The 12,278-nt window shown below is 39.4% G+C and carries 10 protein-coding genes; 2 read left to right on the forward strand and 8 right to left on the reverse strand.

The features are described from left to right. Nucleotides 1-233 precede the first annotated feature (233 nt). Nucleotides 234-1,433 (forward strand): tyrosine--tRNA ligase, encoded by a 1,200-nt coding sequence (tyrS, locus tag VOI46_RS03105; protein ID WP_004587524.1) that lies wholly within the window; start codon nt 234-236, stop codon nt 1,431-1,433. A gap of 69 nt (nt 1,434-1,502) precedes the next feature. Here the strand turns inward: tyrS and ampE are convergent, their stop codons facing one another. The 4 genes from ampE to folE2 form a co-directional block, all read right to left on the reverse strand. Next, a complete protein-coding gene (gene ampE / locus VOI46_RS03110) occupies nt 1,503-2,447 on the reverse strand; it encodes a regulatory signaling modulator protein AmpE (protein ID WP_004587525.1) in 945 nt (314 codons plus the stop codon). Further along, on the reverse strand, nt 2,448-3,155 hold the full coding sequence (gene mtnN, locus VOI46_RS03115) for a 5'-methylthioadenosine/S-adenosylhomocysteine nucleosidase (RefSeq protein ID WP_004587526.1): 708 nt from the start codon (nt 3,153-3,155) through the stop codon (nt 2,448-2,450). It lies immediately after the preceding gene. A 119-nt stretch (nt 3,156-3,274) separates the two neighbouring features. After that, entirely contained in the window at nt 3,275-3,871 is a 597-nt protein-coding gene (locus VOI46_RS03120) for a DUF2726 domain-containing protein (RefSeq protein ID WP_004587527.1), read from the reverse strand. A 114-nt stretch (nt 3,872-3,985) separates the two neighbouring features. Further along, nucleotides 3,986-4,906, reverse strand: a complete 921-nt coding sequence (gene folE2 / locus VOI46_RS03125; protein ID WP_004587528.1) for a GTP cyclohydrolase FolE2 — start codon at nt 4,904-4,906, stop codon at nt 3,986-3,988. 226 nt (nt 4,907-5,132) lie between these two features. On the opposite strand from folE2, the gene arcB reads away from it, so the two are divergent. After that, nucleotides 5,133-7,451, forward strand: a complete 2,319-nt coding sequence (gene arcB, locus VOI46_RS03130) for an aerobic respiration two-component sensor histidine kinase ArcB (RefSeq protein ID WP_004587529.1) — start codon at nt 5,133-5,135, stop codon at nt 7,449-7,451. 14 nt (nt 7,452-7,465) lie between these two features. Here arcB and arcA read toward each other — a convergent pair whose 3' ends face one another. The 4 genes from arcA to trmB form a co-directional block, all read right to left on the reverse strand. Further along, a complete protein-coding gene (gene arcA / locus VOI46_RS03135; protein ID WP_004587530.1) occupies nt 7,466-8,182 on the reverse strand; it encodes a two-component system response regulator ArcA in 717 nt (238 codons plus the stop codon). 489 nt (nt 8,183-8,671) lie between these two features. After that, nucleotides 8,672-10,276, reverse strand: a complete 1,605-nt coding sequence (locus VOI46_RS03140; RefSeq protein WP_004587531.1) for a HAMP domain-containing sensor histidine kinase — start codon at nt 10,274-10,276, stop codon at nt 8,672-8,674. Nucleotides 10,277-10,430: 154 nt separating this feature from the next. Further along, nucleotides 10,431-11,456: a methyltransferase gene (locus tag VOI46_RS03145; RefSeq protein WP_004587532.1), complete on the reverse strand. Its 1,026-nt coding sequence runs from the start codon at nt 11,454-11,456 to the stop codon at nt 10,431-10,433. A 44-nt stretch (nt 11,457-11,500) separates the two neighbouring features. Further along, entirely contained in the window at nt 11,501-12,226 is a 726-nt protein-coding gene (gene trmB, locus VOI46_RS03150) for a tRNA (guanosine(46)-N7)-methyltransferase TrmB (RefSeq protein ID WP_004587533.1), read from the reverse strand. Nucleotides 12,227-12,278: the final 52 nt, after the last annotated feature.

Below are 12,278 nucleotides of genomic sequence, written 5' to 3' on the forward strand. Positions count from 1 at the left end.
ACTGATTCTAAAGTGCGCTAAAATCGGCGTTTAAACACCATTTCTAATTGCCTAACACAGTGAGACTAAGCTTATTGAGTTTAGTTGCATTATTCGCATAAAAAATTGTTTTAATTAGGTAGAAATTTGTTATGTTAGCAACATAAGTGCTTTTGGTTTAAATCTGTTTTAAACCCTTATGTAGCAAGTCATCTAGTTGCCCCTTCGTTGGCAGAATTTTGGAGTAATACACAGTGGATTTACAAACCGCTCTAGCAGAGATAAAACGCGGTGCAGAAGAGATATTAATTGAAGACGAATTAGTTGAAAAACTAAAGTCGGGCAAAAAGTTAAAAATTAAAGCCGGTTTCGATCCTACCGCGCCAGACTTACATTTAGGTCACACTGTACTAATTAATAAAATGAAAACCTTTCAAGATTTAGGTCATGAGGTTATTTTCTTAATTGGTGACTTTACCGGCATGATTGGTGATCCAACAGGCAAAAATGTAACACGTAAACCACTGACCCGTGAAGATGTACTTGCCAATGCTGAGACTTATAAAGAGCAAGTTTTTAAGATTTTAGACCCAGCTAAAACCACCGTTGCGTTTAATTCTTCGTGGATGGAAAACCTGGGCGCAGCAGGTATGATCAAACTTGCAGCTAATCAAACTGTAGCGCGTATGCTAGAGCGTGACGACTTTAAAAAGCGTTACGGCAACGGACAACCCATTGCAATTCACGAATTTTTATACCCACTCGTACAAGGCTGGGATTCGGTTGCACTTGAGTCAGACGTAGAGCTTGGTGGTACTGATCAGCGCTTTAACCTTTTAATGGGCCGCGAGCTTCAAAAAGTAGAAGGCCAAAAGCCTCAAACAGTATTAATGATGCCATTACTTGAAGGTACTGACGGCGTTCAAAAAATGTCTAAGTCGCTTGGTAATTACATTGGTATTACTGATGCGCCAAACGATATGTTTGGTAAAGTAATGTCGATTAGCGACGTACTTATGTGGCGCTATTACGACTTACTAAGCAGCTTATCAATCGAAGAAATTGCAGCGCAAAAACAACGCGTAGAGCAGGGCACTAACCCGCGTGATATTAAGATTGAGCTGGCGAAAGAGTTAATTGCACGTTTTCACAGTGAAGAAGCTGCGCAAGCCGCACACGATGACTTTATCAAACGTTTTCAGAAAAAAGCGCTACCTGATGAAATCCCTGAGCTGACAATTACCATTGCAGAAGAAGGTATTTTAATTGCTAACTTACTTAAAGAAGCTAATTTAGTAGCCAGTACCTCTGAAGCAATGCGCATGATTAAGCAAGGTGCAGTAAAACTTAACGGTGAAGCTAAAATCACTGATACAAAACTTGAAGTAGCAAAAGGCACGACCGCTATTTACCAAGTAGGTAAACGTAAGTTTGCCAACATTACTGTAGCGTAAGCGCAGTTAAAACTAAAAAACCAGCTTAGGCTGGTTTTTTTGTGCGCGTATTTTGGCTGCTAAAAACCACTAAATCAGCTTTAATATCTCAATACTGATAATGACTAACAGCCAAAATGCACGCGCTTGATTTAATCTATTTATGATCACAGGGACGTCTTCGGCTTTTGGGAGTCGCTCGGTTCCAATTCGCATTTTATTAAAACGCTTACCAAAATAAACCGCAGGGCCGCCTAGCTGTACGCCAATAGAGGCGGAGCACACACTTAAAATCCACCCCGTATTTGTTTGATAAAAGTGTCTGCCATAGTGCTTTATATAATGCATACTTTGTTTACTGGCTTTGCTTGCGGCAATGGTTAATGCAAGTAAGCGTACGGGGATAAATTCGATTATAAACAAAAGTAGTTTAAGCGGTTTTAAAAAGTGGCTATTAGGTGATATATCGGCGCGCCAAGCATGCTGCATTAAAGTCAGTAGCCGATACGCTAAAGTGGCAATTGGCCCAAGTAATAAAAATATAAATATAACGGTAAAGTAATTACGGGCAGCTCGTAAAATTAAGCTTTCAATTAAAGCTTTAATAATACCTGTTGCTGAGAGCTTATTGACCTCTCGGGCAAGCAGTGGCTTTACTAATTCACGCGCGGTAGATTTTTGGTTTTGTTTTACTAACTTTGCAACACGCAGGGCTTTTTTTTCAATCGCTTTGCTTTCTAGGCACAAATATAAAATGAGGCCCGCGAGCAGCTCAGGATAAAAGGCAAATTCAAGCAGTAACACAATAATAATAAGAATAACGCTTAAAACTAGCGCACAGGCAAGAGTGGAGGCTAAATAAAGGTAACTTTTAGGCTCACTTGGTTTATAAACCCGTTTTCCTATAGCACTAAATATAGCGGTTAATACTGTATTAGGGTGATACCAGCTTTTTAACGGGAAAAAGCGCTCAGCAATGAGCGCCACAAAAAAGGCAATAAAGTCCAAATGGTTTTGAACGATATTGCTTAGCATTTACAGCGTAACTTTTGTTAGTTTTTCCAATAGTGCAACAACCATTTTTGATGAATTGATTGATGCAGTCTCTAGGTATTCTTCAAACGATTGCGGCGACTCTTTACCGGCAATGTCAGACATAGAGCGAATAACCACAAATGGCGTATTAAGCGCAAAACACGTTTGTGCAATAGATGCGCCTTCCATTTCTACTGCAAGCATTGTAGGAAAGTCGCTGCGTGCTTTATCAATTCGCACTGGGTCACACATAAATGAATCACCCGTACAAATTAAGCCGACTAAGGTTTTTACTTCGCTAATTTGCGCAATGGTTTGCTCGGCAGCTTCAACTAGTTTTGGGTGTGCGGCAAAGCCTGCTGGCATTTGTGGAACTTGGCCAATTTCGTAGCCAAAAGCGGTTACATCTACATCGTGATGGCGTACTTCTGAAGAGATAACAACATCGCCAACACTTAAAGAGGGATCAAAGCCACCGGCAGAACCTGTGTTAATAACACAGTCAGGATTAAAGTTATCAATTAATAACGTGGTTGCAATCGTTGATGCCACTTTACCAATACCCGATTGCACAAGTGTTACTGTATTACCTGCTAATTCGCCTGTGTAAAAGGTAAACCCTGCTTTAGTTAGCACTTGTGGGTTTTGCATTGCTTCACGTAAAATTTTAACTTCTGGCTCCATTGCGCCAATAATACCAACATTCATAGTGTTTGATTCCTGAGTTTGAATACGTAGATTATACGTGAAGTTAGCAATAAAAAACAAAAAAGCGAGCTGTTTTACGGCTCGCTTTAAATACTTTTAGGAGAGTATTTAATTCTATTTTAAATTTCGGCTAACGCAGTGGTTTGGGCTTTAGCCTGAGAAGGTGACAATACCGCAGGTTTAATTACACGATTACGTGTTGGACGAGCCGATTGCACCGCTGCAGGTTTGCCTAATTTAAACATAATTGCATCGCGCACCTCAGAAGGGCGGTAGCCTGATTTTACTTTCATACGAATATGTGGAATGCCAGCGGATTCTAAAGCGCCGTTTACAAACCAGTCGCGCTGCGCTTTATGGCCATCTTTATTGGCGTTGTTAACTAAATCGACCGCTGCCACTATCGTCATTTTTTCTTTATCTACCAGCACAAAATCGAGTTGCTTATTTTTAGCTTTAGCTAAAGCTGCACGTTTTGATTTAGCTGAGAGGCCTTGCTTGCAGTCGATTACATCGATGAGTTTGACGCGGCTCACAATTTTGTATTGATCGCCTACCGCACGCTCTAAAAGATTTAAAAATGCACCCTCAACCTGTGTAAACACGGTTTGTTTGCGGGTAAAAGGATAGGGATTGCCGCCATCATCACTAAATTTTGACGCAACCACAGAGGCCCCAACCACTAATACTAAAATTGATAATAAAGCGAATTCCATACGGTAACTCCATAACAACAAATTGACACTGCTCAAGTAAAGCAATTTACGTGCCTAAAAATTGGTTGTTATGGCTAATTACCGTATGTATTTATTATTAATGCAGCAGGGCTGTTAGGCTTTGTAACCGCCCTCAATTCCTTTAACGGCAATAGCGACTGCATCATGCGCATGGAGTGATTCGTAATGATTAATTTGCAGCCAGTAATCACTAAAATTATCGTTTTCAAGAACCGCTTTAATTTTACGTGCAGCGTCTTCACAAAACATTAAATTTTGACCGTTAAGGCGGGCAAATTCTTGCTCATCTTCACGTTTTACTGCCGCTTGTACGGGGGTTTTTAGTTCAGCTTCTAATGTATCAATTAAATTTACTACGTCAAATTCACTAATCGTGTTGTCTAGCTTTACTTTAACGTTTGCAATTGAACGCTGTGAGTGAGGCGTTGCCACAATACCCTGCGTTGTACCTAGCCATGCTAAAACATCTTTTTGATTAAGTGTTTCTTGATTAAACTTTTCGCTAAAAGCATTCTGAATAAGCTGGCGAGCAAGTGCTGCAGAGCATGGACAGGTTGATGAATAAGTAACATCCACGCTTAGCTCGTAGCTAATTACGCTATCTTCAATAGTGCTGGTTAGGGTAATTGGGTAGCTTTTCCAACCTGCTTTACCGCTTAATAACGATTTACGACGCAGCGGTAACTCAAATTTAAACTCTATTTGGGCTTTGTCACTTAATCCTTCGTGGCTGGTGATAAAAGTATCGAGTGCTTGAGCTAAAGTTTGTGGGTTAACTTGTTGCTCTGTTGAGAGTAAATCAAGCGCTAAAAATAAACGCGACATATGAATGCCTTTAGCGTCTTCTTTATGCAAATTAACAAAGGCACGCGCTTTTGCGTTAACGGTAACGGGTGCTAAATCTTTCGATTCAAAAATAAATGGCAGTTCTATTTCGCCCATACCAACCCAGTCTAACTTACCTGTTTGTAAGGCGGGAGCCGTATCAGCTATATCGGGCATGTTGGTTTGCATGTGCGCTACTCGTTATTGGTCATAATAAAGCGCAGCATTTTACACTAAATAATTTATTGCTGAAATGATGAGTTTAACAAGTAGGCAAAAGTAAACATGAAAATTTTCTGTTTTTGTCGCACAACATGAATATAGCTAATAGAAAAATGCTAAAATCTGCTGCAAAATGCGTTTGACTATTAATAGGCACTTTTTATTTATGCCTAGTAACGAGATACACTGACCTATGACCGATTCTTCTTTGAGCCCTTGGGCTCGAGTACTTTCTAGTTTAATAACTCGCTTTGGTGAGTTAAAAACCGCGGCAATGTGCTACGCGCTTTTATTAGGCGTGTCGCTTATATTGTCGAGTATGTTTTATTATGTGGCACTGGGTGAGGTTAATTTAGTTGATATTTTAGCTGTGGTATTTTTTACCGCGGTTGTATCTCCCTTTATGATCAGTATTTTACTCAACTCGATTAGACAATTAGATGCCTCATACGCTTATTTAGACAGCGCCACAAAACAAGAAAAGCTGTTAAATCAAACATTAAAAGATAATATCAACCGCCTCAACATTGAAATAGATGAGCGAAAAATGGCTTTTCATGCCAAGCATCGCGCCATTGAAGAGCTTCGCCGCGAAATAGCAGAGCGTAAAAAAACACAACAAGAACTTGCTCAGCAAGGCATGCTCCTTCGCTCTATTGTCGACTCTTCCCCCGATTTATTTTATTACCGAGATAACAACGGCGTGTTTGCCGGCTGTAATAAAATGTTTGAAGAGGTTATGGGCAAAACCAGCGCTGAACTAATTGGTAAAACAGTGGAGCAGATTTTCCCTAGCTACTTTTTAGCAGAAGTACTCAGAACCGATAAACAAGTAGAGCAAACGCATCAAGCGCTGACAATTGATGTTGAATACATGGTTAATGGCGAAAACCGTTGGTTTGAGCTGCGTAAATTACCGTTTATAAACGATCAAGGTGACTACATAGGTTTGCTTGCATTTGGCCGTGATATAACCAGCCGTAAAGAAGCAGCACAAGCGCTTGAAACAGCCTATAAGGATAAAGGTAAGTTTATAGCAACGCTTAGCCATGAACTGCGCACGCCATTAAATGGCATTGTAGGCTTAACCCGAATGCTACTTGATACAGAGCTTAATAAACAGCAACGCAGTTGGTGTAATACGGTGTTTTCGAGCGCTGAAACACTAGGTAATATTTTTAACGATATTATAGATTTAGATAAAATAGACCGAGAGCAGTTAGATATAGCAACCGACTCTATTAACGTTTCAGACTTTATTAACGATGTAGTGAACTTTGCCGGTTTAATTGCTGAACAAAAAGAGCTTGAATTTTCAATTGAGCGAAATGGCACATTAGATGTTTATGCACTCCTAGACCCAACGCGTTTACGCCAAGTGGTATGGAACTTAATTAATAATGCCGTTAAGTTTACCCAGCATGGCGAGGTAAAACTCACATGTAGCCGAGAAGAGCGTAACGACGGGCCGTGGCTTGAACTTAAAATATCAGACACAGGGCAGGGGATCCCAGAGGATCAACTCTCGCGCATATTTGATATGTACTACAAAGCCCCAGATTTAAGCGGTAAAAACGCGATTGGCTCAGGCATTGGTTTAGCCGTAACCAAAGCGTTGGTCAGTGCAATGAAAGGCACTATTTCGGTAACCAGTGCAGAAGGTGAAGGCAGCTGCTTTACAGTACACATACCGCTTAGCTTATGTGTAGCGCCTACCGAACAAAGCTATGCAGGTAGAGGTTTATATATTTTACTTGTAGAGGATGTGCCATTAAATGCTGAAATTGCGACTAACCTGTTAGAGCAGCGCGGCCATGAAGTGATTTGGGCCGAAACAGGTGAAGATGCACTCTCGTTTGTAGAAACCGAAGACGAGCTAGATTTAGTACTACTAGATATGCAACTGCCCGATATAAATGGTGATGAGGTGGCAAGACAAATACGTGCCGATAGCCATTTTGATAAATTACCTATCGTTGCGCTTACAGCGAATGTACGTAGCGCCGAAGAAGACTTAGATGGCATTTCGGTGCAAGGGGCGCTTGCTAAACCCATTAATACAATAAAGCTTGATAAAATGCTGGCTGATTTGTTTGATATTCAACAAAGTGAATCAGACAAACCGCTGCTAACGGTAAGTAAAGAAGCGCTTGAGGGCATTAATGCAGGTGTGCTTGATGTTGAAACCATTGAAGACTTTGTAAACTCTATGGGGCTTGAAGTATTTAAGCGCAGCAGTGGTTTATTTGAAAAACTAAACCCGCAATATCAGCAAGAGCTGCAAAGCGCGTTAAATGAAAACGACAGGGAAGAGTATAAATCGGTGGCGCATAAGCTTAAAGGTGCTGCGGGCTCTGTAGGATTAAACGACGTACAGTTACATGCTAAAAAGATGGAACACGGTGCGCTTGATGAATCAGATGAAGTACTAAAAGAATGGTTAGATACATTGGCAGATAAAATAAATGAAGGACAAATTGCCCTTCATTCGTTTTTACAATTATTAGAGTAAGTGGTTTACTCTAATTAAGCGTCGATTTTACCAATAAAGCGGTAACCTTCACCATGGATGGTGCTGATTAGCTCAGAAGTAGAATTATCACTTTCGAAGTGCTTACGAATACGACGAATCGTTACATCTACTGTACGGTCATTAGCGCGAAGCTCACGGCCAGTCATATGCTTAATAAGTTGCTCACGGCTAAAAATACGCCCTGGAGAATCAAGCATTAAACGCAACGCTCTGTATTCACCTTTAGGTAAACGCTTAGCATCACCATTTGGTGACGTTAAACAACGGCTGTTTTCGTCAAGTTCCCAACCGTTAAATGTAATTACACCGTTGGTTTCTAGCACTGACTCTTCGCCGCCTAGCGCTGTACGGGTAATTAAGTTGCGAGCGCGTATAGTCAATTCACGAGGGTTAAAAGGTTTAGTGATGTAATCATCAGCACCAATTTCTAAACCTAAAATACGGTCTACATCGTTATCACGGCCGGTTAAAAAGATTAAACCGACTTTACGTTTTTGGCGTAATTCACGTGCTAAAATTAGCCCGTTTTTACCCGGTAGGTTGATGTCCATAACTACAAGATTGACGTCATCATTATTTGTAAGCTTGTCATGCATATCATCGCCATCAATGGCTTCAATAACTTTGTAACCTTCAGCTTCAAATAAACTCACGAGGTTTAGTCGAGTTACGTCTTCATCCTCTACGATTAGAATGACTGGCGTTTGCATTATTAATTAACCTTTTTGGAATATTTTATTTACAAAAAATCGAATCTTAACTAAATAATTCGATTACTAGAGATTATAGGATTATACCCAAATGTTAACAAGAAAAAACAAGTTGGATAAAAATAAAACAGTAGGGGTGTTCCAAACTAACCAAAAGGCATTGTGCAAAAACTACTGTTTAATGATATATAACGGATGCAGCTTTTGAATTATGAAAACGAAGCCATTTCCTTTAATAATTGATACATCCACCAATCGCTTAAAGGTACTAAAAATAATCGCGCAAATTCAAAACGGAATTATATCATTTTATAACCTTTCATCAATGTATGTGATACTGCAAAAGCAATAAAGTTCAGAAATTGTATCGCTTAATTATTAGATCAAGTTAAATAATTAAACATGAAATATCACATGCTCTCTCTATAAGGTCATTAAATGGTAATTCAAGTAAAAAGCGTAAATAAATACTCTTTTTTTAAACACTTTTTATGGAATTGTAATAACAAAGCGTACACCGGGTTTTGCATCTAGGTCATACAGTATATGCCCACCTAGTGCTTGGGTTACCAAGTTGTACACTAAGTGCATGCCTAAACCACTTGCCCCTTGGCCTCGCTTAGAGGTTACAAATGGGTCAAATATCCTGTTTTTGACATTTTTATCAACGCCTTGGCCGTTATCTGTGTAGATTATTTTTATTTGTGGGCCTGTTATTTCTATATCAAACTTAATTTCGTTATTTTCGCTATTGCTAAAACCATGAATGGCAGAGTTTAAAATAAGCTGTTGGAATATTTGTTGTAGTGGCTCAGATTTACTCTCAATGGTTAAATCACTCGGACAATTGATCACAACGTTAGGCTTTGACTTTATTAACTCTGATTGAATCGACATTAACACATCAGATATTAACCTATGGATGTTTACATGGGTTTTAATCCCGTCATCTTGAATTACAGCTACCTTTTTAAAGTTAGAGATAAGGTCGGCCGCACGATTTAGGTTTCTATAAATTAAATCAAGGTTTTCGATACCTTCGTCAATAAAGCGTTTTAATTGGTTAGAAGTAAGAGACTTATTATCAAAACTAAGCTGAATATCGGCAAGTTTATCGCGCAGCAAGGTTGAGCCAGTAATACCTAGGCCAATTGGGGTGTTAACCTCATGGGCTACGCCGGCTACCATTTGCCCTAAAGAGGCCATTTTTTCGTTTTCTACTATTTGTTCTTGGTATTGGTGCATTCGCTCAAGGGTAGAAAGCAGTTCTTGGTTTGCTTCGCGCAGGGCTATTGTTCTTTGGCTTACCTTTTCTTCTAAGCTTTGGTTGAGTTGTTTTATCTCTAGTTTGTCTTTTTCATGACGTTCTATTTGCTTACGGGTGCGAGTAAGCATGATATTTAAGCTGTTTGATAAGGCTGTAACCTCTTTTACGCTGGTGCTGGGTGCGCGTACGTCATAGTTATGATTTTTTGATACGTCTTGTAGCAATACACTTAAGTGTTCAATAGGGTTAGCGATACTTTTTTGTGTTTTTATCGCTATAAAGTACACAAAAAACAAAATAAACAGGGTAAGGAAAATATCTATAATAATTTTTTGTTTTATAAATTCATCTAGGCTTTCTAAACTACCACGCATATAAACGTAACCCACCACCTGCTCGTTATTAAGTACAGGTGTAATTAGCTCAATGTAGTTGTTGGTCACTCTTGGCTTGTTAAGCTCTTTAATGCTGTCAACGCGCAGCGGAACAGGTGGGGTTTTTTTAGCATTAAAGCTAATAAAAAATACAGGTTTACTCGATGTTTTTTCTATTGCGTAAATATGAATGTTTTTAACAAGGGGGATTTTATCAAACGACTTTAGGCGTTTTTCTTCTGTTTTTCTGTCGTCTTTTACCAATGAACCTGCGGCATCAAAAGCAACAATATCGGAAAGGATCACGAGCTTGTTTATGATCAGTTCCTTTTGTTCTTTTACACTCATATAAGTGGAAATTGAAACCGATAAAGTTAAACAAATAGCAGTGATAAGCATGATGGTGTTGATCAGCGCTTTTCGAATACTTTTTTGATGTACTTTTTTTGGCATTATTGCTGCATCGCCTAAGCATGAATATTTATATTTAGAACTTTAGTTTAGCAAAAACCATAGAAAGTGAAGGGAAATAGTGAAATTAATTCTGATATTTATTCGAAAGTTAGGCTAAGTATTAATTACACTTAGCCTAATTAAGTATAATTAGTTAGCTACTGTAAACGGCAAATTTGTTATTTTTGTACACAGTGTGGAAGCTACCAAACTGCGCCTCTAAAATTGGCGGGTATTTTAAAAAGCTATTAGCCACTATGTTTAGCTTTCCTACCTTGGTTAAGTGCTGCTTAGCATTTGATAAAAATGCTTCTGCAATTGTGTAGTCGGTCGCTATGCCAGTATGAAAAGGCGGGTTACTAACTATTAAATCAAACTTGCCGCTAATATTTTTTAAGCCATCACTTAAAATAGTGCCGCCTTTAATATTATTAAGCTTTAATGTTTGCTCAGTAGCATAAGTTGCAAGTGCGCTCACATCGCTGCAAGTAAAAGTCAGTGCTGGGTTTTTAATACCTAAAAAAGTGGCGATTAAGCCCGCACCACAGCCAAAATCCAGTACATTACCTTGTTTAGTGGTCGGGGCATTTTCTAGCAACATTTTTGTGCCAGCGTCTAAAGCGCCGTGGTTAAATACACCCGGAACACTGATAGCATCAAACTCTACTCCTGCTACATTTACTCTAAACGTTTTATGGTAGCGGCTAATCTCAAAGGTTGGGTTGTTCTCTAGTTGCTCAAATGAAAACAAAATACAATGCTTAGCAGAGTCAATTTTATTACTGTACTGCGCTTTGCCCGCGAGCTGTTTTTCTATCGATTTAACGCCACTTTTATTTTCGCCTACCACAAGTAGCTGTGCTTTTTCGTTAATCACGGCGCGAATATTATCAAGTGCCATTAATACTTCAGGCTTTGATTTTGGGTAGTAAAGAATGACTAAATCGTAATCGTTGGCGGCCATTTCATGGTTAACACACACGTTTATGCCATTTATTTTTTTAGCAAATTCCCCATTAGCATGGTTATAACTAAATGCGGTGATGGCACTTTGAGGATTTAGCTGCTTTAGCTCTGCTAAAAAGCCATCTTGAACAAAGTTGACCACCAAGATAGATTTTCCCACTAGTTCTTCGCTATTACGAAGTAACAGTAAACTTGGGTTGGTTAATACGCTCATAAATGGCTTTGCCTTACAAATTATTGATTAGTAAATTGGTGTAATTATTTTGTGCGCTCAAACATTAAGTCCCATACGCCGTGACCTAAACGGTGGCCGCGCTGTTCAAATTTAGTTAGTGGGCGCGAATCAGGGCGAGGTACGTAGTCGTTGGTAGATGACTGATTTTTATAGCCTGGCGCTGCTTGCATAACTTCTACCATGTGCTCGGCGTAGTTTTCCCAGTCAGTAGCCATATGAAAAACACCGCCAATTTTTAATTTGCTACGCAGTTTTTCAGCAAATTCTGTTTGCACTATACGGCGTTTATGATGACGCTTTTTATGCCATGGATCAGGGAAGAATAACTGCAGCGTTGTTAAGCTTTCATCTGCAAGGCAGTCAGCGAGTACTTCTACCGCATCATGTTCAAATACACGTAAATTAGTAACACCGGCTTCATCTGCATCCATTAAACATGCACCAACGCCTGGGCGATGTACTTCAATACCAATAAAGTTTAGGTGCGGTGCATTTTTTGCCATTTCAACTAATGACTTGCCCATACCAAAACCAATTTCTAATACTACATCATTGTTATTGCCAAATACTTGAGCTAAGTCGAGTAGGCCGTTTTTATGCTCAAGCCCCATAGTTGGCCAGCATTTTTCAATTGCGGCAGCTTGGCCTTTAGTTAAGCGGCCTTCGCGTTTTACAAAACTGCGAATTGTGCGGATATACTTACCTTCTTGCTTAGCTTGCTCAAGGTTGTTGTTACTTGATTCACTCATATTATTGGCCTGACAAAAACAATGTGTTTAAAAATGGTTGCGTATTATCCCT

Origin of the sequence: Pseudoalteromonas sp. CuT4-3, from assembly GCF_035666335.1 — a bacterium.
Taxonomy (GTDB): domain Bacteria; phylum Pseudomonadota; class Gammaproteobacteria; order Enterobacterales; family Alteromonadaceae; genus Pseudoalteromonas; species Pseudoalteromonas atlantica.